Annotated in this window: 29 protein-coding genes; 24 read left to right on the top strand and 5 right to left on the bottom strand. The window is 44.0% G+C overall.

What is annotated here, in order from left to right; all coding sequences use genetic code 11:
- The first annotated feature begins 235 nt into the window (after window positions 1–235).
- The 8 genes from OCV59_RS06620 to OCV59_RS06655 all read left to right on the top strand — a co-directional run bounded on the left by OCV59_RS06620 (window position 236) and on the right by OCV59_RS06655 (window position 6,886).
- A complete protein-coding gene (locus OCV59_RS06620; protein WP_147593715.1) occupies window positions 236–427 on the top strand; it encodes a hypothetical protein in 192 nt (63 codons plus the stop codon).
- The gene (locus tag OCV59_RS06625; RefSeq protein WP_262584176.1) at window positions 414–1,430 is read left to right on the top strand and encodes a lipoate--protein ligase; all 1,017 of its coding nucleotides are present in this window, start codon (window positions 414–416) and stop codon (window positions 1,428–1,430) included. The genes OCV59_RS06620 and OCV59_RS06625 overlap by 14 nt, the downstream gene beginning before the upstream one ends.
- A 370-nt stretch (window positions 1,431–1,800) precedes the next feature.
- On the top strand, window positions 1,801–3,309 hold the full coding sequence (locus tag OCV59_RS06630; protein WP_147593716.1) for a sodium-dependent transporter: 1,509 nt from the start codon (window positions 1,801–1,803) through the stop codon (window positions 3,307–3,309).
- Complete coding sequence (locus OCV59_RS06635) at window positions 3,306–3,413, top strand: MetS family NSS transporter small subunit (protein WP_147593717.1); 108 nt, start codon at window positions 3,306–3,308, stop codon at window positions 3,411–3,413. The genes OCV59_RS06630 and OCV59_RS06635 overlap by 4 nt, the downstream gene beginning before the upstream one ends.
- A gap of 265 nt (window positions 3,414–3,678) precedes the next feature.
- Window positions 3,679–3,894 carry a HypC/HybG/HupF family hydrogenase formation chaperone gene (locus tag OCV59_RS06640; RefSeq protein ID WP_147593718.1) on the top strand — a complete coding sequence of 72 codons (216 nt, stop codon included), beginning with the start codon at window positions 3,679–3,681 and terminating at the stop codon, window positions 3,892–3,894.
- 4 nt (window positions 3,895–3,898) lie between these two features.
- Entirely contained in the window at window positions 3,899–4,945 is a 1,047-nt protein-coding gene (gene hypD, locus OCV59_RS06645) for a hydrogenase formation protein HypD (protein ID WP_262584177.1), read from the top strand.
- A gap of 69 nt (window positions 4,946–5,014) precedes the next feature.
- Window positions 5,015–5,995, top strand: a complete 981-nt coding sequence (gene hypE / locus OCV59_RS06650; protein WP_147593720.1) for a hydrogenase expression/formation protein HypE — start codon at window positions 5,015–5,017, stop codon at window positions 5,993–5,995.
- Between the two features lie 21 nt (window positions 5,996–6,016).
- The gene (locus OCV59_RS06655; RefSeq protein ID WP_147593721.1) at window positions 6,017–6,886 is read left to right on the top strand and encodes an MBL fold metallo-hydrolase; all 870 of its coding nucleotides are present in this window, start codon (window positions 6,017–6,019) and stop codon (window positions 6,884–6,886) included.
- 119 nt (window positions 6,887–7,005) lie between these two features.
- Here OCV59_RS06655 and deoC read toward each other — a convergent pair whose 3' ends face one another.
- Complete coding sequence (deoC, locus tag OCV59_RS06660) at window positions 7,006–7,677, bottom strand: deoxyribose-phosphate aldolase (RefSeq protein ID WP_147593722.1); 672 nt, start codon at window positions 7,675–7,677, stop codon at window positions 7,006–7,008.
- 157 nt (window positions 7,678–7,834) lie between these two features.
- Here deoC and metF point away from each other — a divergent pair, with 157 nt between their 5' ends.
- From metF to OCV59_RS06705, 9 genes are all read left to right on the top strand, one after another.
- Complete coding sequence (gene metF / locus OCV59_RS06665; RefSeq protein WP_147593723.1) at window positions 7,835–8,701, top strand: methylenetetrahydrofolate reductase [NAD(P)H]; 867 nt, start codon at window positions 7,835–7,837, stop codon at window positions 8,699–8,701.
- Between the two features lie 20 nt (window positions 8,702–8,721).
- Window positions 8,722–9,363, top strand: a complete 642-nt coding sequence (locus OCV59_RS06670) for a vitamin B12 dependent-methionine synthase activation domain-containing protein (RefSeq protein ID WP_147593724.1) — start codon at window positions 8,722–8,724, stop codon at window positions 9,361–9,363.
- Window positions 9,353–11,797 (top strand): homocysteine S-methyltransferase family protein, encoded by a 2,445-nt coding sequence (locus OCV59_RS06675; protein WP_262584179.1) that lies wholly within the window; start codon window positions 9,353–9,355, stop codon window positions 11,795–11,797. The genes OCV59_RS06670 and OCV59_RS06675 overlap by 11 nt, the downstream gene beginning before the upstream one ends.
- Window positions 11,794–12,276 carry a hypothetical protein gene (locus tag OCV59_RS06680; protein WP_262584180.1) on the top strand — a complete coding sequence of 161 codons (483 nt, stop codon included), beginning with the start codon at window positions 11,794–11,796 and terminating at the stop codon, window positions 12,274–12,276. The genes OCV59_RS06675 and OCV59_RS06680 overlap by 4 nt, the downstream gene beginning before the upstream one ends.
- Before the next feature lie 74 nt (window positions 12,277–12,350).
- The gene (gene lgt, locus OCV59_RS06685; RefSeq protein WP_147593725.1) at window positions 12,351–13,094 is read left to right on the top strand and encodes a prolipoprotein diacylglyceryl transferase; all 744 of its coding nucleotides are present in this window, start codon (window positions 12,351–12,353) and stop codon (window positions 13,092–13,094) included.
- A 256-nt stretch (window positions 13,095–13,350) separates the two neighbouring features.
- Entirely contained in the window at window positions 13,351–13,668 is a 318-nt protein-coding gene (locus OCV59_RS06690; protein WP_147593726.1) for a TfoX/Sxy family protein, read from the top strand.
- A gap of 541 nt (window positions 13,669–14,209) precedes the next feature.
- Complete coding sequence (locus tag OCV59_RS06695) at window positions 14,210–14,926, top strand: hypothetical protein (protein ID WP_147593727.1); 717 nt, start codon at window positions 14,210–14,212, stop codon at window positions 14,924–14,926.
- A gap of 26 nt (window positions 14,927–14,952) precedes the next feature.
- Complete coding sequence (locus tag OCV59_RS06700; protein WP_147593728.1) at window positions 14,953–15,927, top strand: DUF4365 domain-containing protein; 975 nt, start codon at window positions 14,953–14,955, stop codon at window positions 15,925–15,927.
- On the top strand, window positions 15,924–16,325 hold the full coding sequence (locus OCV59_RS06705) for a hypothetical protein (protein WP_147593729.1): 402 nt from the start codon (window positions 15,924–15,926) through the stop codon (window positions 16,323–16,325). The genes OCV59_RS06700 and OCV59_RS06705 overlap by 4 nt, the downstream gene beginning before the upstream one ends.
- Window positions 16,326–16,536: 211 nt before the next feature.
- On the opposite strand, the gene OCV59_RS06710 is transcribed toward OCV59_RS06705, so the two are convergent.
- The 3 genes from OCV59_RS06710 to OCV59_RS06720 form a co-directional block, all read right to left on the bottom strand.
- Window positions 16,537–17,778 (bottom strand): IS256 family transposase, encoded by a 1,242-nt coding sequence (locus tag OCV59_RS06710; RefSeq protein WP_147593730.1) that lies wholly within the window; start codon window positions 17,776–17,778, stop codon window positions 16,537–16,539.
- A 74-nt stretch (window positions 17,779–17,852) separates the two neighbouring features.
- The gene (locus tag OCV59_RS06715) at window positions 17,853–17,975 is read right to left on the bottom strand and encodes a hypothetical protein (RefSeq protein ID WP_262584181.1); all 123 of its coding nucleotides are present in this window, start codon (window positions 17,973–17,975) and stop codon (window positions 17,853–17,855) included.
- A gap of 77 nt (window positions 17,976–18,052) precedes the next feature.
- Window positions 18,053–19,303: a hypothetical protein gene (locus OCV59_RS06720; protein ID WP_147593732.1), complete on the bottom strand. Its 1,251-nt coding sequence runs from the start codon at window positions 19,301–19,303 to the stop codon at window positions 18,053–18,055.
- 197 nt (window positions 19,304–19,500) lie between these two features.
- Here OCV59_RS06720 and OCV59_RS06725 point away from each other — a divergent pair, with 197 nt between their 5' ends.
- From OCV59_RS06725 to ychF, 7 genes are all read left to right on the top strand, one after another.
- Window positions 19,501–19,788, top strand: coding sequence for a helix-turn-helix domain-containing protein (locus OCV59_RS06725; protein WP_262584182.1), 288 nt, complete (start codon window positions 19,501–19,503; stop codon window positions 19,786–19,788).
- Complete coding sequence (locus OCV59_RS06730; RefSeq protein WP_147593733.1) at window positions 19,775–20,059, top strand: hypothetical protein; 285 nt, start codon at window positions 19,775–19,777, stop codon at window positions 20,057–20,059. Before OCV59_RS06725 ends, OCV59_RS06730 begins: the two co-directional genes overlap by 14 nt.
- A gap of 275 nt (window positions 20,060–20,334) precedes the next feature.
- A complete protein-coding gene (locus tag OCV59_RS06735) occupies window positions 20,335–21,180 on the top strand; it encodes a DUF5688 family protein (RefSeq protein ID WP_262584184.1) in 846 nt (281 codons plus the stop codon).
- Complete coding sequence (locus tag OCV59_RS06740; protein ID WP_262584185.1) at window positions 21,140–21,406, top strand: hypothetical protein; 267 nt, start codon at window positions 21,140–21,142, stop codon at window positions 21,404–21,406. Before OCV59_RS06735 ends, OCV59_RS06740 begins: the two co-directional genes overlap by 41 nt.
- A 122-nt stretch (window positions 21,407–21,528) precedes the next feature.
- Entirely contained in the window at window positions 21,529–21,747 is a 219-nt protein-coding gene (locus tag OCV59_RS06745; RefSeq protein ID WP_147593734.1) for an excisionase, read from the top strand.
- A 136-nt stretch (window positions 21,748–21,883) separates the two neighbouring features.
- Window positions 21,884–23,014: a tyrosine-type recombinase/integrase gene (locus OCV59_RS06750; protein ID WP_147593735.1), complete on the top strand. Its 1,131-nt coding sequence runs from the start codon at window positions 21,884–21,886 to the stop codon at window positions 23,012–23,014.
- Window positions 23,015–23,122: 108 nt separating this feature from the next.
- Window positions 23,123–24,214 (top strand): redox-regulated ATPase YchF, encoded by a 1,092-nt coding sequence (ychF, locus tag OCV59_RS06755; RefSeq protein WP_147593736.1) that lies wholly within the window; start codon window positions 23,123–23,125, stop codon window positions 24,212–24,214.
- 238 nt (window positions 24,215–24,452) lie between these two features.
- On the opposite strand, the gene OCV59_RS06760 is transcribed toward ychF, so the two are convergent.
- The gene (locus tag OCV59_RS06760; RefSeq protein WP_147593737.1) at window positions 24,453–24,941 is read right to left on the bottom strand and encodes a hypothetical protein; all 489 of its coding nucleotides are present in this window, start codon (window positions 24,939–24,941) and stop codon (window positions 24,453–24,455) included.
- Window positions 24,942–25,238 lie beyond the last annotated feature (297 nt).

Here is a 25,238-nt window from a genome sequence, read left to right on the forward strand (position 1 = left end):
TGTTTTGGGTTATTTAAATTCTAACACAAAAGGAAGTTCTCTTTTCTATTGATCTTTTTTTGACCTACAAATATTTTACACTAGCTGTTCTGATAAAAGTACCGTCATGCGCTTTTTGAGGAGCGGACAAAGTAAGGGGCATGTATTATATAAATTTGCAGTTTTGAACTACAAGTGACGGTTGTCGGCAACACGATTTATAACTGTGAACTGATTTATATAATAAGAGACATGAATGATAAAAAACTGTTATAATGCTTTTCAGGTAAAAAACGGGGGAGTCTTGTATAAGGAGCTTGTGGTAATGATCGAAATAAGGGTCGATTTTTATTTGTTCAATGTCTTGAATTCAAATTACAAGAATGCTAGAATAGTGAAAAATTTCTGCGATTTTGATTTCGAAGAAAAAGCTGATGAAGATGAATAAGGAAGGAAAGGGATATATGTATTTTTTTAATGGAAGGAACACAGATCCGCATTATAATCTGGCATTTGAAGAATATTTTTTCATGACGCCACCTGAGGATGAAGCTTTTTTTCTTTTATGGCAGAACGACAGAGCTGTGATAGTCGGTAAAAATCAAAACACTATCGAAGAGATAAACCAGAGATATGTTGATGAAAACGGAATAAAGGTCGTAAGGAGAAATTCCGGAGGCGGAGCAGTCTACCATGATCTGGGGAATCTGAACTTTTCCTTTATACAGAAAAACGAAGATAATTCGAAGCTGGACATGAGAACATTCGCAATTCCTGTCATAAATGCGCTGGCCAAGCTAGGAGTAAGAGCTGAGTTCAGCAGCAGAAACGATATGATTATAAATGGCAGAAAATTTTCAGGTATGGCGCAGGCTATTTCAAAAGGCAGGGTGCTGCATCACGGGACGCTGCTGTTCGATTCAGATCTTTCGGTAGTCCAGGATGCACTTAATGTAAAAGATATAAAAGTGGAATCAAAGGGGATAAAATCTGTTAAAAGCAGGGTGACAAATATCTCTGAACACCTGGATCAGAAAATCGATATAGAGGAATTTCGCAGGCTTCTTGTAAAAAATATGTTCAACCAAGGTGAATTGAAAGAATACAGGCTTACGGATGATGACGAACGGCAGATCAATAAACTGAAAGCTGAAAAATATGATCTCTGGGAGTGGAATTATGGGAGATCTCCTGAGTATGAAATGAAGAAGGAAAAGAAATTTGACTGTGGTATCATTACAGCTTATATTGACGTCAAAAAAGGGGTTGTAAGCAACATCAGATTTTACGGTGATTTCTTTGGTGTCAAAGATATAAAGGAACTGGAAGAGAAGCTGAGAGGAACGAAATTCAGATATCAGGAGCTATATGATACGCTTGCCCAAAATAATGTAGGTAAATATATAAGCGGGATCACGGCAGAGGAGCTGGCGGAATACATGATCTATTGAGTTTTCATACAGATCTTTCCTGCTAAATGATCTGAAATTCTACAAGTGGAGCGAAATGATGCTTAATGCAACAGTGTCTGCGTTTGCCAGTATCACATATGAACAGATACTGGAATGTATGTTTGACTTTTAAATCCATGATCGATCGTCGTGCGCTTTTTGGAAAATGACAAAAAACAGAATTGATTCGCGAGATATTTTGGGTTCACGAACAAAAAATATTGCTTTTTTATGTATTTTATATACAAGAGCTAAAAGCCTTGACTCACATATTTTTACACGATATACTAAAACGTATTGTTATGGGATGGTGATTATGAATTATGGGACATGATCATCATCAGTTATTTTTTGAGGAGAGTGAATTGTTTTGAGAGATCAATGGAACAACAAGCTGGGCTTTATGCTTGCGGCGATAGGCTCAGCGGTAGGACTTGGAAATCTTTGGCGATTTCCGTATGTTGCGGCTACTAACGGCGGCGGCGCTTTCTTAGTACCGTACTTTTTCGCAATCATTACAGCAGGTATACCTATCCTTATTCTTGAGTATACCATGGGTAAGACTTACAGAGGCGGAGCGCCTGTCACATGGGCGAGAATAAACAAGAAATTCGAGTGGCTGGGCTGGTTCCAGGTAATGGTGGCATTCGTTATCGGAACATACTACTTCGCTATAATCGTATGGGTGCTCAGTTATGTGGGATTCTCATTCACACAGGCGTGGGGAGCAGACCCTTCGTCATTCTTCGTAGAGTATCTCGGACTTACTGACAGCGCTCTGAACTTCGGAGGCATCAGGACCAATCTGATACTGCCGTTCGTGATCATATGGGCGATAGTCGGATTCGTTATGTACAAGGGTGTAAGCAAAGGTATCGAGACTATATGCAAGATATGCCTGCCGATACTCATGCTGCTTACAGTCATCCTGGTAGTGAGAGGCATCACGCTTCCGGGCGCAGTAAAGGGACTTGAATACATGTTCAAGCCTGACTGGTCGATGCTTGCTGATTCGAGCGTATGGGTAGCTGCCTACGGTCAGATATTCTACAGTCTGTCGATAGGATTTGCTATCATGCTGGCATACTCGAGCTATCTGCCTAAGGAAACGGACGTTGTAAACAGCGCGTTCATCACAGCTACGGCAAACCACGGATTCGAAGTATTTGCGGGTATCGGAGTATTCAGTATCATGGGATTCATGGCAACTCAGCAGGGGGTTGCTGTAGAAGATATCGCGGCTTCAGGAATAGGACTTGCGTTCATGACATTCCCTACAGCTATCAGTGAACTGCCGGCACTCAATGCGCTTTTCGGAATATGCTTCTTCGGAGCGCTACTGACTGCGGGTATCACTTCGATGGTATCGATCCTTCAGGCTGTAGTTTCAGGCTTCCACGACAAGTTCGACATAGAGCATAAAAAAGCCGTTACTATCGTACTGGTGCCGACTTTCGTGATAAGCGTACTGTTCATCACTGGCGCCGGAATGAATATACTCGATATAGTAGACTCATTCATCAACAACATAGGTGTTGCAACAGGCGGACTTATCGAAGTAATACTTATCACGAGATTCTTCAATCCTGAGAAGCTTCGTCAGGAGGCGAACGAATTCTCGAACTTCAGCATAGGAAAGTGGTGGATCTATTCACTCAGAATAGTTACTACTATAGTGCTCGGAGTTATGCTTTTCCTGAACACGAAGGATTTCGTAGAACATGGATATGGAAACTATGCATCAGCTGATGTAAATATATTCGGATGGGGATGCATCCTGTTCGTTGTTATCTTTGCAGATTTCCTTACCACGCTCAAGGGCAAGGAAGGTTATGCAGATCTTGATAAGATTTCGCAGAAGGAGGTCGCAAAAAAATGAGTACAAGTGCAATAATCCTGATGATAATAGGCTGTGCAGGTCTCTGGGGAGGCTTTGGAGTATCGTGCGCGATAGCATTCAAACACAGCAGAAAAGAAAAATAGTAAAGTCGATTCTGTCGACCCTGTTTTCATTATGAAAGGTCAGTGACATTATCACTGAATGACCGACATGTGCCTGCTTTCTGCAGTGTCCTGCCATTATAGAGCGGGAGCTGCGGGAGCAGGCATGTTTTTTGCCCGCATAAAAATGCACGGCCAAAGAAAAAGAAGCGTGCATATTTACGAATCGCGTAAAAAAATGTATAATAGTTAGGGTTTTATGAACCATCTGAAAAAACGGTTTTACAGCAAACCTGAGGAGGATAATATGTGTATAGCGATACCCGGCAGGGTAGTTGAACTTAATGAAGATAGAGCAAAAGTGGATTTTAACGGAAATCTGGTAGACGTGAACACGGGGCTGATAGAGCCGGAGGTGGGACAGTACGTGCTGGTGCATGCCGGATGCGCTATAGAAGTGATGGAGCACGACAAGGCGCAGGAGCTGATCGAACTGTTCACAGAACTGGAGGAACTTCAGTAGTATCATGGATATAAAACAGATAATAGATTACCTGCAGTCGTATGACGGCAGGCCGGTGAAGCTGATGGAGGTCTGCGGCACGCATACTGCAGCGATATTCAAAAGCGGTATCAGGAGCCTCATCTCGGACAAGATCAAGCTGATATCCGGCCCGGGGTGCCCGGTGTGCGTAACGCCTACGGCATATATAGACAAATGCATAGAATATGCTTCGAAGGAGAACCACGTCCTGCTCACATTCGGTGATATGATGAAAGTACCGGGAAGCAGAGGCAGCCTTTCGGAAGCCAAAGGAAACGGAAACGTAAATATAAACATAATGTATTCGCCGTTCGAAGCGCTGGAAAAAGCGGCAGAGAACCCGCATATCACATATGTGGTCGCGGCAGTAGGATTCGAGACGACTGCGCCTGCGTATGCGATGATGGTGAAAGCGGCGAAGGAAAAAGGTATAAGCAACATAAAGCTTGTGACTGCACTGAAGACGGCCATCCCTGCACTTGAGTGGATCTGCGAGAATCAGGAGGATGTCGACGGATTCATATGCCCGGGTCACGTCAGCGTGATAACGGGCAGCAATGTGTATATCCCTCTTGCGGAAAAATACAAAAAGCCTTTCGTAGTCGCAGGCTTTGAAGCGGAGCATATACTTGCAGCGATTTACAGGATAATGAAACAGCTGGAAAGCGGAGAGAATGCGGCGGAAAACCTTTACAGAAACGCAGTTAAGGAGGACGGTAACAGAAAAGCCGTCGATGTGATGAATGATGTGTTTGAAGAAGGTCCTGCGATGTGGAGAGGTCTTGGCGTGATAGAAAATTCCGGACTGTATCTCAATGACGCGTTCAGTCAGTATGACGGCGGCAGCAGAACGCTGTACGAAGATATGGAGCTGCCTGCTGAATGCCGCTGCGGCGATGTTATCGTAGGCAGGATAAATCCGGATCAGTGTCCGATGTTCGGAAGAAAGTGCAGTCCGATGGATCCGTTCGGGCCGTGCATGGTCTCGTCAGAGGGGTCATGCGGCATATGGTACAGGAACGTTCACTGATCGTGATCGGATCGATGCACAGGGCAAGGCGGATGACAGCCGGCAGTCAAAACAGAAGGAGAATCATTTATGAAAATAACTATGGCTCACGGCAGCGGGGGAAAATCCTCGGCACAGCTGATGAGTGACATATTCGGCAAATATTTTAAAAATCAGATCCTCGATAAGATGGAGGATGCCGCAGTGCTTGAAGTCAGCGGAAAGATCGCCTGCAGCACGGACTCGTTCGTGGTGACGCCGCTGATATTCAAAGGCGGAGATATAGGCAAGCTGTGCGTATGCGGCACGGTGAACGACCTGCTGATGATGGGAGCGGTACCGAAGTATATAACATGTGGGTTCATACTCGAAGAAGGGCTCGATACCGAGCTTCTTGAAAAGATCGTGGCCTCGATGGCGAAGCAGGCAGAAGAGGCGGGCGTGATCGTAGTGGCAGGAGACACCAAGGTCATCGAAGGAAACGGCGGCCTTTACATAAACACCACGGGCATCGGAGAGATACCTGGCGGCAGAGATGTGAGCAGCCGCAACTGCAGACCGGGAGACGTGGTGATCGTTTCGGGCAATCTAGGAGATCATCATGCGTGCATACTCAGCCACAGGATGGAGATCGAAAACGATATAAAGAGCGACTGTGCGGCGCTGAATGATATCACAGCGAGCCTTTTCGACAGCGGTATAGATGTAAAAACCATGAGAGACGTCACGCGCGGAGGCCTGGGGACAGTGCTCAATGAGATCGCTGACAGTTCAGGCTGCATGATAGAGCTCGACGAAGAGAGCATACCGGTACTCGACGAAGTCAGAGGCTTTACCGAGATACTGGGACTCGATCCGCTTTACATGGGAAACGAGGGCAAGATGATCGCTGTCGTTCCCGGAGATGAAGCGGAGCGTGCGCTCGAAGCGATGAGAAGCACCGTGCATGGAAAGGATGCTCAGATCATAGGCGTCGTAAAGGAAGGCAGCGGAGCCTATATCAAGACGAGACTCGGCGCGACAAGGAGATTTGACGTGCTGTACGGGGAAGGCCTTCCGCGAATCTGTTAGACCAAGGAGAAAAGACGACTGATGCATCTTACACAGGTGGGAGAAAAGACTTATTATATCAAAAGCAATACGAATATCGGCGTTTACAGGACCGGCGAAAGCAGCGTATGTCTGATAGATACCGGTTCAAAGGGCGATGGTGAAAAGATCGAAAAAGCGCTGCAGGAGCAGGGCTGGTCGATAGACTATATAATCAATACGCACACACATATAGATCATGTCGGGGGCAACGGATACCTGATGAAGAAGTATCACATACCTGCCTACTGCACTGATCTGGATATGGCGTTTGCACATTATTCCGATCTTGAGGCTGCGTATATGAACGGAGGATATCCGTGCAGAAAGCTTCGGGAGATATTTTCGCATCCGGGCATGATCGGGTTCGCATCGCTGGAGCGCAGCGTCCTTGACGGTATACGCTGGATATACCTGCCGGGTCACACGTTCGGCATGGCGGGCATAAAGACAGACGATGACGTATGGTTCCTGGCGGATTCGTATCTCAGCAGGAAATATCTTGAGAAACACCGCTTCGGGTATCTCTACGACGTTGCTGAATATCTGGACAATCTCGAGTATATAAAGACACTCGACGGCAGGCTTTTTATCCCGGCGCACGGAACTGCGGAAGAGGATATAACGGAGATCGCAGATCTGAATATAGCTAATGTAAAGCATATAATATCGGTCGTAAAGGGCATATGTGCGGAATACGCGTCTCTGGATGCGGTGATAAAGAATATGTATCAGGCTATGGGTCTGCGGGAAGGCGTTGCGAATCATGCGCTGCTGTCTTCTACTACAAAGAGCTATCTCACATATCTTCAGGACAGAGATGAGCTCGAGTGCAGGATAATAGACGGCGTAATGATGTGGAAAACCATATAGAGTATCAACGATGCGGGCATCAATGATGGTAATAATGAAGCCGGATCGGTAATATCGGATGATATACCATGATCCGGCTTTTTGTTTTTGAAAAGATCTGTATCAGCTGGGCGAGAGAGCTACTGCTCGTCCGCACTGCTGTATTCGTTCATGATCGCCACTGAAGCACTGCAGCCGAGTCTGTCTGCGCCGGCTGCGATCATTTTTTCTGCATCTTCGAGGGTCCTGATGCCGCCGGCAGCTTTTATCTTCGCTTTGTCGCCGGTCATCTTCTTCATGAGCCTGATCTGATGTGCCTCGGCGCCGCCCGTGCTGAAGCCTGTGGACGTCTTTACGAAATCAGCACCGGCCTTTACAGCCATCCTGCATGCTGACATTATCTCTTCGCTCGTAAGCAGGCAAGTCTCGAGGATCACCTTGATCACAGCATCGTGCTCGTGACAGAGTGCGGTGAGCTGAGACAGCTCGTTCCTGACGTAATCCTGACGCTTTTCCTTTACTGCGCCTACATTTATCACTACGTCTATCTCGTCAGCACCGTTTTCCAGAGCATCCCTGACCTCTGCGAGCTTTGCAGCGGTAGTCATGGCTCCGAGAGGGAACCCTGCGACTGCAGTGACATTGATGTCGGTATCGGCCAGAAGCTTCACGGCGTCAGCGACATAGCAGCCGTTTACACATACGGAAGCGAAGTCGTATTCTATGGCTTCACTGCACAGCTGACGGATATCTGCAAGCTTTGCATCGGCCTTTAAAAGCGTGTGGTCAAAATATTTGTTGAAATCTTTCATGATAACTCCTTTTTTCTATGTAATAATTACAGTATATCACAGATGCAAAAACATTGCATTGCCCGGAATGAAGCTGTATAATTAATTGTTAAAAGGCAATAAATTTAAGACGATTTTATGTCGTAAACTACAAAACAGCAGCAAAGGGAGTTAAATTATGAGAATACCTGAACTATTTGATCAGAAAAGACCTGTGTTTTCCATGGAAATATTCCCTCCTAAGAAAAAGGCGAATATAGAGTCCATCTATGACACAGTTGAAAAGATCACCGTCTGCAAACCTGATTTCATCAGCGTCACTTACGGAGCAGGCGGAAGCATGACAGACAATTACACATGCGAGATCGCATCGAACATCAAGAAAAAATTCGGCATAGAGACGCTGGCTCATCTCACATGCATCAATTCTTCCAGAGAGGATGTCAAGGAGATGATAGGCAGATTCCAGGACGCCGATATCAAGAATATACTGACGCTCAGAGGAGATATCGCAGAGGACTGTGACATCAAGAAGGATTTCCATCATGCGAACGAGCTGGCTATCGAAGTGCAGAGAAAATGCAGCGACGATCTGGAGATACTCGGCGCATGCTATCCGGAAGGTCACTATGAGAGCAAGTCGCTTGACGAAGATATACAGAATCTCAAGTACAAAATCGGTGCAGGAGTGAAAGTGCTGATATCGCAGCTGTTCTTTGACAATCAGCTTTTCTATGAATTCATGGGAAAGGCCAGGATGATGGGAATAAACGTGCCGGTTTCCGCAGGGATAATGCCGATAACGAATGCAAGGCAGATCCAGAGAACTGTGGCGCTGAGCGGCGCGAGCCTTCCGCATGACTTTACGAAGATGATAGGACTTTACGAAAACAAGCCTGAAGAACTCTTTGAAGCCGGCATCGAGTATGCGGCGAACCAGATCAGAGACCTGATCACGAACGGAGTAGACGGCATACACCTTTACATAATGAACAATGCAGACGTTGCACTCAAAGTGTATGAGAATATAAAAGACCTGCTGTAAGCGGCAGGCGCTTATGCGAGATGAATATAGAGATAACAGAACGTATTCCGAGAGATAAATGGCTTGCTGCGCTGGGAACGCACGGTACCCGTGATGAAAGTCTGAATGAGACGCTCGATGAGGTGGAAAGCGCGCTGCTTGCTGCGGCAAAGCCAAAGGCTATATACAGAGTCATGGATATAGCTGATATAAAGGTACAGGGGTTTTCGCTGAAAAAGCATCTGGAGGGGTGTCACAAGGTCATCGTGATGGCGCTCACTCTCGGTATAGGAACGGACAATCTGATAAGGAAGCTTCAGGTCACTGACATGGCAAAGGCTGTCATGGCTGATAGCGGGGCGTCGGTCCTCGTGGAATGCCTGTGTGATAAATACGAAGAGCATATAAAGGCGGCGACTGACGGCTACAAGACGGGGCGGTTCAGTCCGGGCTACGGAGACTGTCCTCTGGAAATGCAGAAGTCAGTCATATCGTACGTGGACGGACAGCGCAAGATAGGGCTGAATGTGACTGCGAACTTTCTGATGATACCGAGAAAATCGGTGACTGCGATAATAGGGGTGGCAGATCATCCTGTAAAAGGGCGCCTTGCCACGTGCGGTGAATGCGTGCTCAGAGAAAAGTGTACACTTAGAAGAGAGGGGAAATTCTGTGGCGATTGATTTCAACGAAAAAATATATATACTTGACGGGGCGATGGGAACGATGCTCCAGAGAGCAGGCATGAGTCCTGAAGAAACGACTACGCAGTTCGGTATGGCGCATCCGGATATATGGCGCGATATCTATACGCAGTATATAGACGCAGGCTCGGACATAATATATGCGGGCACGTTCGGAATGAACAGATTCAAATCTGACGAGCTTGACATGCCTCTTGAGCAGGCGGTGGCATTCGCAATGGATGTCGCAGATGATGCGAGAAATGCTGCAGCTGCGGAGAATGGCAGAGATGTAAAGGTCGCGCTCGGTATAGGACCGCTTGGAGAGCTGCTGGAGCCGATGGGCACCCTCGCTTTTGAGGACGCATACGCTGCGTTTGCCGAGATAGTCAGTGCAGGGCGGGATCACGGTGCTGATCTCGTTGTGATAGAGACGATGACGGATCTTTACGAAGTCAGAGCTGCAGTGCTCGCCGCAAAGGAAAATTCCGATCTTCCGGTCATGGTATCGATGACGTTCGAGGAAAATGAGAGGACGTTCACGGGCGTGAGTCTTGAAGCGATGGCCATGACTCTCGAGGGGCTCGGAGTCGATGCCATGGGGATAAACTGCTCACTGGGTCCTGTGGAAATAATGCCGATGGCAAAGAAGCTGAGGTCGCTCACGTCGGTACCTGTATTTGCTAAGCCTAATGCAGGCCTTCCTGATCCTGAGACCGGGACTTATGATATAACGTGCGAACAGTTCGTCGATACTATGAAAGAGTATATCGATGCCGGTATAAATATGGTCGGAGGCTGCTGCGGCACGGATCCGGAGTATATCGCGGGACTGGCCGGATATAGAGACAGCCTCGAAGATGTGCCGGAAAGGGCGGCGAAAGAAACCGGCCGGGCAGAGCAGGAAAGTCGCGGATTGAGGATCTGCAGCAGTACTGATGTCGTGCATGTGGATCATGTGACGGTAATCGGAGAGAGGATAAATCCGACAGGCAAGAAGAGGCTCAAGCAGGCTCTGCTGGAAGAGGACTTTGATTATATACTGACACAGGCTGTGGAGCAGATCGACGCAGGTGCGGAGATACTCGACGTCAATGTCGGAGTACCGTCACTCGACGATGTGAGCATGCTCCCGAGAGTCATCAAAAAGCTGCAGTCTATAACAGGACTGCCGCTGCAGATAGATTCATCGAATCCGGCTGCTATCGAAGCAGCTCTCAGGGTATACAACGGGAAGGCCATAGTGAACTCCGTCAACGGTGAACCTGAAGTGATGGAGAATATCTTCCCTATAGTGAAGAAATACGGCGCAGCCGTGATAGGACTCACCCTGGACAGCGACGGCATCCCGCCTACAGCGGAAGAACGCTTTGCGATAGCCGAAAGGATAATGAAGAGAGCGCTGGAATACGGCATCCCTAAGGAAGATGTGATAATAGACTGTCTGACTCTGACGGCATCGGCACAGCAGAAAGAAGTCAATGAGACTCTCAGGGCTGTGAGGATGGTGAAGGAAAAACTGGGGCTGAAAACTGCACTGGGAGTATCTAATATCAGCTTCGGCCTGCCGGCGCGTATAATAGTGAACAGGACTTTCCTGGCGATGGCGATGGAGTGCGGGCTCGATCTTCCGATAATAAATCCTAATGATGAGGATATGATGTCGGCGATCTACGCATTCAATGTACTGAAAAACGTGGATGAGAATGCGACCAGATATATAGAGAGATACGCTGATTATCAGGTGGAGACTTCGAAGCGCGTAAAAAAAGACTCGGGAGACGGCGGCTCTTCAGGCGGTGCGTCAGGAGAGGGCGCGGATATATTCCGATGCATAGAGAAAGGCATGAAGGCTGACACTGTATCGGCAGTGAACAAGCTGCTGGAAAATCACAGCGAGATGGAGCTAGTCAATGATTTTCTGATCCCGGCTCTCGACAATGTGGGAAAGGGATTTGAAAAGGGCACGATATTCCTGCCGCAGATGCTTCAGGCGGCTACGGCGGCTCAGGCCGGCTTTGACATCATAAAGACGCGCCTTGCGGAGTCCGACAGTGAGTCGGTATCGCTGGGAGATGTGGTGATCGCTACGGTAAAGGGTGATATACACGACATAGGAAAGAATATCGTCAAAGTTATAATGGAAAACTACGGCTTCAGGATGATAGATCTCGGAAGAGACGTTCCTGTGGAAACGATAGTGGATACAGTAGTTGAAAAGAATATAAAGCTGGTCGGACTCAGTGCGCTGATGACGACTACACTGAAGAGCATGGAGGATACTATCACTGCGGTAAAGGCAGCGGCTCCGGACTGCAAGGTCATGGTCGGAGGAGCTGTGCTCACTGCTGACTATGCGGAGAAGATCGGCGCGGACTATTACTGCAAGGATGCGATGAAATCCGTTGAAGCGGCTCAGGAGGTGTTCTCATGAACAGATTCGGCATGTGGTTCGCAAATCTGATGCGCGGAAGGTACGGCAATGATAACCTCAACCGCTTCCTGCTGATCGTGTCGGTGATACTCATCATAGCTGACATGTTCGTAAGACGGCGGCTTTTGTATATGCTGGCGGTACTGATACTGATATACGTATACTGCAGGATGTTTTCGAGAAACATAAATGCCAGATACAGAGAAAACCAGAAGTTCCTGCAGTTTACTGCAAAATTCAGGCGCAATGGAGGGCCAGGGAATGCATCATACGGCGGAGCTTATGGAGGCGGTCAGTATGGAAATACTGCAAATTCAGGCAGTGCAGGCTGGGGCAGAAAAGCAAAGCCTGCGAAAGACAGAGATCATAAGATATTCAAATGCCCTGTATGCGGCGAAAAGCTCAGGGTGCCTAAAGGTGCGGGAAAGATCAGCATAACCTGTCCGCACTGCGGGGAGAAATTCATAAAGAAGGTCTGATATCCGCAGATGCGGAGATTCCGGCTGTGAAGCGGGGATTTACATGTTGATATGCGAAGAAAGAGGAGAGTTTTATGCCAGTACCTGAACCGGTGGCTTTTACGATTTTCGGTATAGATATAATGTGGTATGCAGTTATGATAACATCGGGAATGATCATAGCCACAGTGATATGCTGTGTAAGGGCGCCGAAACACGATCTGACGTCAGATCAGATAATCAATTTTGTAATAATATGCATACCTGCGGCGATAATAGGCGCAAGGCTTTACTACGTAGTGTTCAACTGGGAGTTCTATGCGAGCGATATAAAAAAGATACTGAATATAAGAGGCGGCGGTCTTGCCATACACGGCGGACTGATATTCGCATTCGTAGCGGTATGTATTCTCTGCGCTGTATGGAAGCTGAGGCCTCTGAACGTCCTCGATCTTGCCGTGCCGTGTATAGCGATCGCGCAGGCGATAGGACGATGGGGAAACTATTTCAACTCGGAGGCGCATGGCGGCCCGACGGATCTGCCGTGGGCGATAACGGTGAACGGTCAGTCCGTGCACCCGACGTTCCTGTATGAGTCGATCTGGTGTTTCCTGCTGTTTTTCTTCCTGATATATGTCGATAACAGGAGAAAGTTCGAGGGGCAGACACTGCTGCTTTACGGCATACTGTATTCGGCAGAACGCTTTTTCGTGGAGGCGCTGCGTACGGACAGCCTGATGATAGGGCCGTTCAAGCAGGCACAGGTGCTGAGCCTGTCAGTGATAGCGGTATGCATCATCGCATATTTGATACTGTACAGACGCTGTAAAAACAGATAGCAGGCAGCGGTCTGTTTTGCGGTGATTTGCGGCGGGCAGATTTTTGCTCAGAAAAACATCATGAAGATAGAAAAATAAGAGATAAAAACGGCATGGCTTCGGCTATGCTGTTTTTTTGTAACATAAAAGCTTTTGGATCTGACACCTTTTTATGGCACGAGCAAAACAGTGATTTTTGACAAGTGTTTATGATCGCTGTACAATAACATATGCCTGAGAAGATATATGAGAAACAGAAATTCGAGAGGATAAGGATATGGCATCAAGCAAAGAGTATTTACGATTCATATTAGAACAGTTATCGGATTTAGAAGAAATCAGTTATCGCGCTATGATGGGGGAGTACATCATCTATTATAGAGGCAGGATCATTGGGGGAATATACGATGACAGGTTGCTTGTAAAACCGGTAAAATCGGCGGTTTCTTATATGCCGGCAGCTGTTTATGAATTACCGTATGATGGAGCAAAAGAAATGCTGCTGGTAGACGATGTCGATAATAAAGAGTTTCTGACCGGGCTTTTTAATGCGATGTATGATGAACTGCCGGTGCCGAAAAGGAAAAAGCATTAGACATAAAAGCTCCTGTTTGTAAACACAAAAGCTTCTGTTGAGATTGAAAACAAAGCAAAATTTTGATATAATATATTACTGCGCCGCAGGTTATCAGAAGGCGTAAAAAGGGAGTACAAGAAATCTAAAGAAAGGCGAAAACCCCGATAAATCAAGGGTTTTCGGACAGGTAAAAGATAAAATGAAATTAGGTATCGTTATATGAACTCCTATTTCATGTATCTCCATAAAGAGTCATAAATCTCTATAAAACCGCATATATACTGGGTTCGTGGTAATTTGTTCTCGCATGTAACTTGTTATAAATTATTATATTTTATAGAAAAATGGTACTCTCGTGGTACTCGGTATGGTACTCGATATTCGGGAGACCAAGAAAAAATATCAACATTATTTCATTTGTAACAAGCTATATTGAGACCCAGGTTAGCAAATATAAATCGAAAAATGATTTTGAATAATTGCCTATGCATTCCTGCTTCATGTAGGTGATGTGTAGGCTTTTTTGGAGGAATAAGAACTAGAGCAAGTATTCGTAACAATGGATTCTGTTGAAGAGGACCCGTACGATTGGACTAAATCTTTTTTAGAAGAATATGGTATAGATTCCTCTTTGGATTCTATCCAGATGTTTCATCTTACAAGACGTTTAAATGGAACAGATCTAATGACTAACAATAATTTAGAACAGCTTTTGATGGGAGAGACACCGGTATCTGAGTTTTTTAAAAGATATGATGTAACTTTTAAAAAGCGCGATGGACATATGGAAATGTATTATAAAGGTTATTTACAACCTTTGGATGACGAGTTTTATTCGGGACCGGGAAATATGGCGTACATCAAGTCAAGGCTGGGATATTTTGATGCTCAAGACTATTGCGTAAATGGCTTTGCGTTTAGATCACATTTAGAAATGCAGTCTTATTATCGGTCTCTTTCACGGGGCCCTGAATTAGTGGACAACATAGGAAGATTTCTTGAGATAGATAATATGGTGGTAGATTACTCTAATAACAGCAGATATTATTGTATTGAATATTTGATTCCTCTTTCGGAAGTTATTTTTGATTTAGCAAATCCACTGGAATCGGAATTAGAAAAAACTCTTATATTTCTTGTAAATGCTATAGTCAGGTTATACAAAGAATGGAGACATAGTAGTTTTATTTGCGATGATAATCTGATATTAAGGCTTGAAGATGATGTTGAAACAAAGAAAGAATGGTTTGTTAATGCTGAAGAATTGCAATTGTAAGATTAAAATAGAAATGGGGACATAAAATGGCAAATACAACAGAACGCATTGGAGTATCATATTGTTCTTTAATAGCATCAAAGACGGAGTGGATGTTTAGAGAACAACCTATTGATGATATAGGTATTGATGCACACATGGAACGAACTGATAAGGATGGTAAAGTTCAGCAACTTTTAGCATTACAAATAAAAAGTGGTGAAAGCTACTTTAAAGAAAATAAAGGAGAGTATGTCGTTTTTCGTGATATAGATGATAGGCAGTATAATTATTGGACGACGAACACATTACCTTGTATTGTCGTGCTCTATAATCCTAAGGATGATATGTGTATTTGGCAAAAGCTTACTGCAGAGACTATACAAAAAACGCGTGGTGGAGATGGAAAAGGATACTATGTTAATGTGCCGATAGATCAAGTGTATTTAGATGACAAGTCGAATGAACTCTTGCTCACACTTACAAACTTACCAGAGCATATGACTAATTATAATTTTTTACTTTCACAAAAGAAATTCATGCAGATAATTAAAGACGGCGGCATAGTGAAACTGCATTCGGAGGAATGGGTTAATAAGTGCAGTGGCAAAGGAAAAACGGAACTGATTGTGGATGATGGAAATACCATAACGACATATTCATATCCATATTGGTTTCCATATACTTTATATACAGATGTTTTTCCGAGATTGTTTCCGTGGGCCGATTTTTCTGTTGATGAAGATTATTATGAAGAAAACGACGAGGCCTTATGGCGTGAACTTAATTGTCATTATGACAAAGAAGATGATGAATGGATCGAGGTCGGCGAACCATTTGAAGTATTTCGTGAGTCTCTTGATCCTATTAGATACATAGATCATGCAGGAGAAGTGGCCGAGTATATGCTTGTTTTAAGCTTAAACGAATTGGGAGAGTCATTCTTGAAAATTGATAAGTATGTATCGCAACCCCGTCATTATTCGAGCACTAGACCAAATGTAGGAGGAGATTTGAAATGAAAAAAATATCACTTAGTAGTTTTGAAGAGAAGACAGATTCAACTAGAGAAGAATATCAGTTAGATCCTACAGAAGAATATGTAATCAATTTTGAAGAAGAACTTCCATTTCAGTTTGCAATAATGAGCTCTTTTCAGATTATGGGAGCCCCACCGGCACTAAAGAATTACCATGCTTGGTTGTATAAAAACAATTTTAGCTATGAAATGCCTAATCCAACGAATGAAGTTGTTGCTCCATTCTATGGTGTAGGTCCTCTATGGAAAACTGAGTATTCTCAGGGCATTGTTGTTAAGGCAGAAGATGACGATGATTATTATATAGTGATGGAATGCAGCAGCAAAAATAAAGGATATAAGCATACCAAAGTTATTCTTACGATGGGTGGATGTATGTAATGAAGAGCGAGCCAGGGCATTTAGCTCTGGCTCAAAACTGTGTTAGAGAGACTGTGAAATAAAGTCTGTAAATTAGCCTTCTATGGTAATCACAGATGAGGAATCGCTGTTCTTAGCAATTCCAGATTGATAACAACAATATAAAATATGCTTTTAAACATGTCAAGGACTCCTTCATTTTGAGGGAGTCTTTGGCATATACTGTGAGACTTTAAAGAGGAATCCTTCCTTCATACATTACAGCAAATTCCCCATAAACCTTGCCCCAGCCTCGCAGTGGCTGTGTCCATTTTTTAGTGGCTTGCAGTGTGGACAAATACAGGGATTTCAATAACGCCTTATCGCTTGGGAATACCGTTCTCTGGCGATTCAGTTTCTTGTATGTACTGTTCAGGCTTTCGATGGCATTTGTGGTGTAAATAACCTTCCGGACATCAGCAGAAAATTTGAAGATCGGCGTGAGGATATCCCAATTCTGCTCCCAGCTTTTCATAGCATTAGGATATTTCTCGTCCCGTCTCTCCTTGACCCTTTGCAGATTATCATATCCTTGCTGTTCATTCGGAGCAAGATAGATCGTTTTCAAATCAGATGCAAAGTTTTTCATATCCTTGTAAGATACATATTTCAGCGTATTACGCACCTGATGAACGATACAGCGTTGATACTCTGCATCAGGATATGCCGCATTGATAGCCTCCTTGATACCGGTAAGACCATCTGCACAAATGACCATCACATCTTTCACACCACGATTCTTCAGATCATTAAGAACTCCCAGCCAGTATTTGCCGCTTTCGTTTTCTCCGATTTGCAGGCTGATCACATCTTTTTTACCATCTAAAGTTATGGCAAGTATCACATAGGCTGCAAGCTTCCGGATACGATTATCATCTCTTACTGAGAAATGCACCGCATCTATGAACAATACAGGATAAATGTCATCAAGCAGTCTGTTCTGCCAGTCATCGATTTCCTGGAGGATCTTATCTGTAACATCGGAGATGAATCCCTCACTGCATTCAAAGCCATAGATCTCTTCGATCTGTTCTGAGATCTGACGTGTTGTAAGCCCTCTGGCGTACATACTGATGATCTGCTGATCGATACCGGAAATATCTTTCTGGCGTTTCTTTACTACTTTAGGTTCAAAGCTGCTTTGCCTGTCCTGAGGAACGTCGATCTGAAATTCTCCATAGTTGCTGCGAACTGTTTTTCTTTTTGTTCCATTACGATAATTATCATTATCACTTCGCTCGTAATTCTCGTATCCGAGATGCTCATCCATCTCAGATTCCATCATGGACTTAATCGTACCACCTAAAAGATCTTTGAGGGCTTCCTGGATATCGTCTGCCGTTTCGATATCGTACTCCTCGATAAGTGCAGATATGATGTTTTTCTTGTTTTCATTGAGTGGTTTCACTTTGTAAACTTCTTTTTTCTTTGCCATATTAAATAGCCTCCTATGGTATTTTGATTTTACCATAGAAGGCCATGTTGATTTACTTATTTACAGACTTTTCTTCACAGTCTCGTGTTAGAAGTCATCGTCTTCGTCATCATTTCTCCAACCGGAGTTGAAGTGTAGTTCACCGGTGTCCATGTCCATTGACATATTATCACCCATTCGCATATGCAGATCGCCATCAGAATCAATTCCCATATTGCCGGAGGTCTGGTAAATGAAATCTCCATCATCATAGTCAAAAATTGGATTACGCATGTTAAGCCTCCTTTTTCTCATACTGTTTGATAAAGGTGTTGTAGGTTTTCTTTAATTCATCAATAAGGAACTGTACTTCTTTATCCTTAGAAGATACGGTCACATTGATAACATTGGTTATAAAGCCTGTAGTGTTTTTAGAATAGAAAGGCATATAGTAGGCTATGAATCCATTTTCAGGATAAAAATAGTATTCTCGCCAAGCTTCTCTGCGGAAATATGCCTCGTCATAATAATTGTTATTAGGGGCCACACTATAAAGCTCTTTGCAGCTGGCTTTACTCTTATCTACCAATTTTTGTAGTTTTCTCTGCACCTTTTTGTTATGCTCTATGGCCTTTTCTAAAAAGAGCTTACTTTCGAATGTACTTTTGCTGCTGATTAAAGCATCTAATACTTGACCGGCGTATGGAAAGACAAATGTACTTCGTAATGAGTTAAGTTCTGCTTCCGTATCAAATTCTTCAAAGAAGTATGAAATAGCAGTGTTTTCGCTTGCAGCAATTCTGTCAATCATCTGCTCAACGTTAGAAGATGAGGGCAGCTGCTTATCTTTTAATGTCCAATGCTGTATCGGGTTAATAGTATACAGTAATGGAATCTCTCTTGCGTGAAGAACGCTCAGCATTTCTAAATCATTGTCTCTGATAGCCAAAGCTATCATCTTAAAGCGAAGATCATCTTGGCTTTTCATACGTGAGTCTAAAGTATCAAGAAATCCTATTTCACGCCGTTTTATTGATGTTCCTGCACCAAATCCAAGATAATATTCTTTTTTATCTTCCCCTACGAACCATATATAGCCTTTTTCTGTGAGGTATTTTAGAAAAGGATAATTGCCTGCTTCAAGGGCATAATCAATAGCTGTTTTGTCATATTCATCAGGATTAAGAATGAGTTTATCGTCTCTCAGTATATATGCTTCCCATTCTACCGGATCTTTTGAAAAAGCGATTGAATAATTGGTTTTTCTATTTAGTACAGGAGTGAGGGCAGTTCCGGCGCTTAGAATATCCTCAAATGATACTCCCAATAAATCAGAGAAGATCGGAAGGTCTTCGATCTGAACGCCCTTCTTCCCATTTTTTATTTGGCAGATACGATTTTGCATCTTCTGTATATCATCAGGATTAGCTTCGCCGTCACGTAGTGTGAGATATGCGATACAAAACTGCCGGTCATTCTTATATTCACTGTTCTTAATCAAATCACCAAGGTGTTTTCCTATTTTTTCATTATTGGTCTTAAACATAAGTCATCTCCTTTGAGATAAGCATAAGGATATATATGCTAAAAAGATATAACTAATTAGCATATGCATTTTACATATGTAAATTATAAGCGCTAAAAGTATATGCGTAAAGCATATGTTTTTGAGAAAAGGTGAGTATATATGCTGATTTCCCCTTGACGTGTAGTCACTGACTACATTAGTAAAGGAGAGTGCCTATGAAGACTGAAGTTTATAACGTAGAAGGAATTGAGATTGAGGTTGAAAAAACCTCTAAGGATGATACCGAAGCAGAGCGTCGTAAGATGGCTTATGCTTTTAAAATGATCAGAGAACAGTCAGGTATGAATCGTAAGGACTTTTCCGAATGGCTTGGCATTCCTTATAGAACAATGCAGGAGTGGGAACTTGGCCTTCGTGTTATGCCGGAGTACGTTCTTCGTTTGATTGCTTATAAGGTTATCAACGAGAAGAGAAAGGGGGCATTCGATCATGAGAATAGTTAAAATGCTTATTGCACTCTCAATGATATTGTTGCTTGGAATACTTCGTTTATTGGCAGCTGCTATATCATGGCTTTATTGCAGGGCGGCAAGCCTGGTGTTTGCCCCTTTAGTAATTTGCCTTATACTTGCAGTAATAATGACTCAGTGGATTGCTGTAGGCATTTTCGGAGCTATTATCGGAGCTTGTTTCATATTACTGTTTGCTATTGGCTGGATAGAGGTAGAGCTTGAGTTCGGACAGGAGTTTTTCAAGGGTCTTATGCATGGATAATTAGAAAATTACCCATAGATTACCTACGAATTACCTGTCAGTTACCTATCGGTTCCCTTTTCAAGCGATTTTTGATGTGTTATATTTACAATGGGCAAAGCGAACGGGAACAAATCCCGATCACCTAGCCAATTTCTTTTGCAAAAGAATACCGGCAATCTTAAGCGTCAGCTTATGACTTCAATCGAGGTCATGGGTCTGGCGCTTTTTTAATGCTATCAACCAGGCGGAGGGTAACGATCCAAAGCTAATGCAAATAGAAAGGAAAATATAATATGGATTACGAAAGTTTCAAAGAAAAATTCGTAGAGGATGTGAAGGACAGACTTTACGAGCAAGGAGCCGAGGTTGATCTCTCTATTCATACAGTAAACAAGCTGAATGAGAGCTATGAGGCAATCACGGTTACACCAGAAGGCAGCAACATCGGAGTAAACATCGGAATCGACAAGTTCTACGGAGCAGTCGAAGACGGCAGACCTTACGATGAAGTTGTTGATAAGGCGGTAGATGTCATCAATAACGGCATCAATCAGAGACCTGACTTCGATATCAATTCCTTATCTGATTATTCTCAGATGAAGGAAAAACTTGCGATGGAGGTTGTTTCCGCAGAGGCCAACAAAGAGATGCTTGAAACTGTACCTCATCAGAATATGGAAGATATGGCGGTTGTTTATCGTTTTGTCTTAAGTTCCGATGATGATGGAAGAGCATCAATCCTTGTTACAAACCAGCTGCTTGAAAACATGGGTGTTACTCCTGAACAGCTTCATGCTGATGCAATGGAGAATGCGCCTCAGATCAAACCTGTTGAAATCAAAGGCATGAGTGAAGTCATGGCAGAGATGATGGGAGTTGAGCAGGCTGAAATGATTGGACTTTCTCCGGTGGCTCCTGAAGATGAGAAGATTTACGTAGCTACGGTACCCGATAAGGTACATGGTGCCGGAGTTCTTGCTTATCAGAACTTTATGGATCAGGCAGCTGAAAGAGCCGGTGGCGACTTCTTTATTTTACCTTCGAGCATCCATGAGGTGCTGATCGTCCCTGACAATGGCGAGATGGGCTTAAAGGATCTTGATAAAGGAAGTCAATGCAACGCAGGTAGTTCCCGCTGATAAGCTTACCGATAGTGTTTACCACTATGACAGTAAGGAAAAGATCTTCGAGCTTGGCGAAAAGTTTGTACAGCGCCAGGCTGAAAAGGAAGCGGAGCATGCTGAGGAGAAAGGCGAGAAATCGGTACTTGGTGATCTGAAAGCCAAGAAAGAGGAAGTCGCAAAGACTCCTAAGAAGGAAACCATTGATAAGGGTGCCAAAGCTAAGGGTGGAGAAGCACTCTAACCATATCATGATGAATAAGGCGTCAGCCGGAGGTCATGATCTTCGGTCTGGCGCTTTTTCTATTGCATAGGAGGTAATGAAAATGTCAGCACATTTCTGATAGAGATTACAAGGAATCCGGTATGTATGCTAAGGAGCAGGCTGAAGTTCAGACGGTTCCTATACAGTGTAAGGTCGCACTCACCATAAAAGAGGCTGCGGAGTATTCCAATATTGGTATCAATAAATTGGAGAGCTTGCTCAGATCACCGAGATGTCCTTTTGTTCTGTATGTAGGGAAGAAAAAACTTGTTAAACGAAAGGAATTTGAGAAGTTTATTTCGGATAACGTAGAGATATAGCGTATTCCCAACAAATGGGGTAACCACGCTGTTTATCAGCTATCAAAAAAATGAAATAACATTGCATTTGAGCCCTAGTTGGTGTATAATATAGCGTGCTAATTTGGGGCTCTTATAGCTTAGAAAGGAGCCTTAAATGGGAAAAGATCTCAAAGGAAAGGAGATTGGAGCAGGAATCGTTCAGCAACCTAACGGGACTTACTTCGCCAGATTTGTTGATAAATTTGGGAAGCGCAGAACGAAAAGATCCAAGAAACTTCAAGAGGTAAAACAGTGGCTTGCTGATGCTACATACATAGACCAACACAGTGACCTCGACCAGGCAACGGATATGCTCGTTGATGCCTGGTTCGATTATTGGATAGGGATAAAAAAGCAGACAGTGAGACCTAATACGGTCAGAAACTATTCGGAACGGTATGAGCGTAATATCAAGGGTGTTATAGGCAATAAACTCTTAACTGATGTAAAGCCTATTCACTGCCAGAAGATTTTTTCGGATATGGCTGATGAGGGCTATAAGACGACTACCATATACCAGACGCGGATTGCTCTTTATAACATGTTTGAGTTCGCCAGAGAGAATGATGTACTTATTGCGAATCCATGCAAGAAGTCGTTAAAGAGCGATATGGGAAAGCCTTCAGATAAGAAAGAAGCTCTTACGATAGACGTTCAGAAGAAATTCTTGGAAGCTGTGGTTGGTTACAGCTACGAGAATCAGTACCGCTTTGTATTACAGACCGGTCTTCGTACAGGAGAGCTTATAGGGCTCAGGTGGAGCGACATCGACTTCGAAAATCATACTATGAAGATCGAAAGAACGATGGAATATCGCTATAAGGTAGGTGAATGGAGAGCTGGTCCACCTAAGAGTAAATCCGGCTACCGTACAATTCCTCTTACAGACGAAGCAATTCGTATTCTTGAAAACCAGAGATCAAAGAATAAGAGCTTAAAGCTCGTGCTGATGGAATGGAAGGATATTGTCTTTCTTTGCAGAAAGGGAACGCCGGTCAAGAACAGTACTTATGATACAGGACTTTTTAAGTATTGTGACCGTGTAGGCATTCCGAGATTTTCAATGCATGTACTCAGACATACTTTTGCAACAAGATGTATTGAAGGTGGAATGAAACCTAAGACTCTGCAGAAGATTTTAGGTCATTCTAATATCGGTATTACCATGAATCTGTATGTTTATATTACAGAGGATGAAAAACATAGAGAAATTGACTTAGTGGCTGACGCTTTAAAAGTGGTATAAAACTTGATGCAAAATTCATCTCCGTGGTACTCGGTGTGGTACTCGGTCAAAACCATGAATTGCGGAAAGCCAGTAAAATAAAGGAAAAATAAAGGAGATGAATTTATTATGAAATTAGGTATCGTAGGCCTGCCTAACGTAGGCAAAAGCACGCTGTTCAATGCGATAACAAAGGCAGGTGCAGAAGCGGCCAATTATCCGTTCTGCACCATAGAGCCGAACGTGGGAGTGGTAACCGTACCGGATGAGAGGATCAAGGTCCTCCACGAGATGTACAATTCGAAGAAGACAGTATATGCGACGATAGAGTTTTATGATATAGCCGGCCTTGTAAAGGGCGCGTCAAAGGGCGAGGGCCTTGGAAACAAGTTCCTCGGACATATCCGTGAAGTTGCGGCGATAGTACATGTGGTGAGATGCTTCGATGATCCTAACGTGGTTCACGTGGATGGAAAGATCGACCCGATATCAGATATCGAGACAATAAATACAGAGCTGATACTGTCCGACCTCGAGGTGCTGGAAAGAAGGATCCAGAAGACTACAAAGAACCTCAAAGGAGACAAGAGCCTGCAGAAAGAACTCGATCTGCTGAAAAAGATCGCAGATTTCCTGGGTGAGGGAAAATCGGCAAGAGCTATGGAGCTCACAGAAGAAGAGGCTGAATATGTAAAGAGCCTGGAGCTGCTTTCATACAAGCCAGTCATATATGCGGCTAACGTTTCAGAGGATGATGCGGCAGCTGAGGACAACGAATATATCAGAAAGGTGCGCGAGTTTGCAGAAACAGAAGGTTCAGACGTCATCGTGGTATGTGCCAAGATCGAATCAGAGATGGCGGAACTGGAAGATGACGAAAAGGCGATGTTCCTCGAAGAACTCGGCATCAAAGAGTCAGGTCTCGACAAGCTCGTCAAGGCATCATACAGACTTCTCGATCTTATATCATTCCTGACTGCAGGAGAACCGGAAGTCAGAGCATGGACGATAAAGCGCGGTACCAAGGCTCCTGGAGCGGCAGGCAAGATACATACCGACTTCGAGAAGGGCTTCATCCGTGCAGAGACTATCGCATATGACAAGCTGATGGAGTGCGGAGGAAATCTTGCGACAGCCAAGGAAAAGGGCCTGATCCGTTCAGAAGGGAAAGAGTATGTCGTTAAAGACGGCGATGTGATGCATTTCCTGTTCAACGTGTAAAACGGGAATGCTGCATCTTTGCATAAACATATCTAACAGAATATGAGGCAGTGCTGCTGCCTGCTGATATAAAGTGATCGTAAAACAGCCGGCGCTTTTGATAGAGCGGACGGCTGTTTTTATAAGGAAAAGGTCTGTCGCCGTAACGATATCAAATGTTAATGTGACAGACCCTTCGTTTTACATGAAAAAACCCTGTGTCTGACACAGGGCTGTTTTTTTCGGACCGTTGGCCTGATTACTTGATGATGACATCCGCAGGATCAGTAGCGAGCATGAGCTCAACTGAATCTCCCATCATGTATATAGTGTAGATCTGGTCAGGATCTTCCGACGACTGTTTGATGAATTCATCAATAGTGACAACCTTCTGTTCTCCGTTGACCATACAGGTCATTCTTGCGCTCTGGCCAAGGGCGATATCTTTGGACACATTGGTATCAGCAATGTAGTAGCCGTCATCGGTATCCGAACTCGGAACGACTTCCTTCTCAGTCACGTGGGCGATGTATGAATCGCCGCTCTGTTCAACGCTTACAGTGCCCAGCATCGTTCCGGCTCCATCATTGATAAGCTGATCAGCGTATTCTCCGTCAAGATAATCCGCTGTTATTTCCGGCTCACTGATGGTATTCCCTGATTTCTCACTCCCGCACCCTGCCAGGAGCAGCAATAAGAGCATCAGTGCAGTCAGAACCAAGATGGCGCATCTTTTTGATTTTTTCATTTTCACTCTCCTGTTGACTAATAATGGTGATTTTCTATACTATATTGCCATTCTACACTGAAAAATGAACGCTTTCAAGGGATTTTGAGAAAATATAAAAAAATCGTAAAGAAAGCATGAAACTAATGTAAAGAACGGCTCGGACAGCGGAATATCCGGGCTTTTTTTGCGGCTCTGAGGGCTTTGCAGTACATACAGAACGGGTGTCGTGAAAGCGGCAGGTGCGCGGAAAATAAGGCATGGAATGAAAATAAAAGTAAAATGGTCGAGATGTTGTTGATGTGCGATACAGAAATA

This window comes from Brotomerdimonas butyrica (assembly GCF_025567305.1).
Classification (GTDB): domain Bacteria; phylum Bacillota; class Clostridia; order Peptostreptococcales; family Anaerovoracaceae; genus Lentihominibacter; species Lentihominibacter butyricus.

Excerpts from the sequence above, each read along its gene's own strand:
- OCV59_RS06735 (WP_262584184.1), top strand. The coding sequence starts at position 20,335 with ATGGATTACGAAAGTTTCAAAGAAAAATTCGTAGAGGATGTGAAGGAC.
- OCV59_RS06720 (WP_147593732.1), bottom strand. The coding sequence starts at position 19,303 with ATGTTTAAGACCAATAATGAAAAAATAGGAAAACACCTTGGTGATTTG.
- OCV59_RS06620 (WP_147593715.1), top strand. The coding sequence starts at position 236 with ATGATAAAAAACTGTTATAATGCTTTTCAGGTAAAAAACGGGGGAGTC.
- OCV59_RS06625 (WP_262584176.1), top strand. The coding sequence starts at position 414 with ATGAAGATGAATAAGGAAGGAAAGGGATATATGTATTTTTTTAATGGA.
- OCV59_RS06725 (WP_262584182.1), top strand. The coding sequence starts at position 19,501 with ATGAAGACTGAAGTTTATAACGTAGAAGGAATTGAGATTGAGGTTGAA.
- hypE (WP_147593720.1), top strand. The coding sequence starts at position 5,015 with ATGAAAATAACTATGGCTCACGGCAGCGGGGGAAAATCCTCGGCACAG.
- OCV59_RS06745 (WP_147593734.1), top strand. The coding sequence starts at position 21,529 with ATGTATGCTAAGGAGCAGGCTGAAGTTCAGACGGTTCCTATACAGTGT.
- deoC (WP_147593722.1), bottom strand. The coding sequence starts at position 7,677 with ATGAAAGATTTCAACAAATATTTTGACCACACGCTTTTAAAGGCCGAT.
- hypD (WP_262584177.1), top strand. The coding sequence starts at position 3,899 with ATGGATATAAAACAGATAATAGATTACCTGCAGTCGTATGACGGCAGG.
- lgt (WP_147593725.1), top strand. The coding sequence starts at position 12,351 with ATGCCAGTACCTGAACCGGTGGCTTTTACGATTTTCGGTATAGATATA.
- OCV59_RS06680 (WP_262584180.1), top strand. The coding sequence starts at position 11,794 with ATGAACAGATTCGGCATGTGGTTCGCAAATCTGATGCGCGGAAGGTAC.
- OCV59_RS06750 (WP_147593735.1), top strand. The coding sequence starts at position 21,884 with ATGGGAAAAGATCTCAAAGGAAAGGAGATTGGAGCAGGAATCGTTCAG.
- OCV59_RS06695 (WP_147593727.1), top strand. The coding sequence starts at position 14,210 with ATGGATTCTGTTGAAGAGGACCCGTACGATTGGACTAAATCTTTTTTA.
- OCV59_RS06635 (WP_147593717.1), top strand. The coding sequence starts at position 3,306 with ATGAGTACAAGTGCAATAATCCTGATGATAATAGGCTGTGCAGGTCTC.
- OCV59_RS06730 (WP_147593733.1), top strand. The coding sequence starts at position 19,775 with ATGAGAATAGTTAAAATGCTTATTGCACTCTCAATGATATTGTTGCTT.
- OCV59_RS06655 (WP_147593721.1), top strand. The coding sequence starts at position 6,017 with ATGCATCTTACACAGGTGGGAGAAAAGACTTATTATATCAAAAGCAAT.
- OCV59_RS06705 (WP_147593729.1), top strand. The coding sequence starts at position 15,924 with ATGAAAAAAATATCACTTAGTAGTTTTGAAGAGAAGACAGATTCAACT.
- OCV59_RS06640 (WP_147593718.1), top strand. The coding sequence starts at position 3,679 with ATGTGTATAGCGATACCCGGCAGGGTAGTTGAACTTAATGAAGATAGA.
- OCV59_RS06760 (WP_147593737.1), bottom strand. The coding sequence starts at position 24,941 with ATGAAAAAATCAAAAAGATGCGCCATCTTGGTTCTGACTGCACTGATG.
- ychF (WP_147593736.1), top strand. The coding sequence starts at position 23,123 with ATGAAATTAGGTATCGTAGGCCTGCCTAACGTAGGCAAAAGCACGCTG.
- OCV59_RS06710 (WP_147593730.1), bottom strand. The coding sequence starts at position 17,778 with ATGGCAAAGAAAAAAGAAGTTTACAAAGTGAAACCACTCAATGAAAAC.
- OCV59_RS06700 (WP_147593728.1), top strand. The coding sequence starts at position 14,953 with ATGGCAAATACAACAGAACGCATTGGAGTATCATATTGTTCTTTAATA.
- OCV59_RS06670 (WP_147593724.1), top strand. The coding sequence starts at position 8,722 with ATGAATATAGAGATAACAGAACGTATTCCGAGAGATAAATGGCTTGCT.
- metF (WP_147593723.1), top strand. The coding sequence starts at position 7,835 with ATGAGAATACCTGAACTATTTGATCAGAAAAGACCTGTGTTTTCCATG.
- OCV59_RS06715 (WP_262584181.1), bottom strand. The coding sequence starts at position 17,975 with ATGGCGATCTGCATATGCGAATGGGTGATAATATGTCAATGGACATGG.
- OCV59_RS06690 (WP_147593726.1), top strand. The coding sequence starts at position 13,351 with ATGGCATCAAGCAAAGAGTATTTACGATTCATATTAGAACAGTTATCG.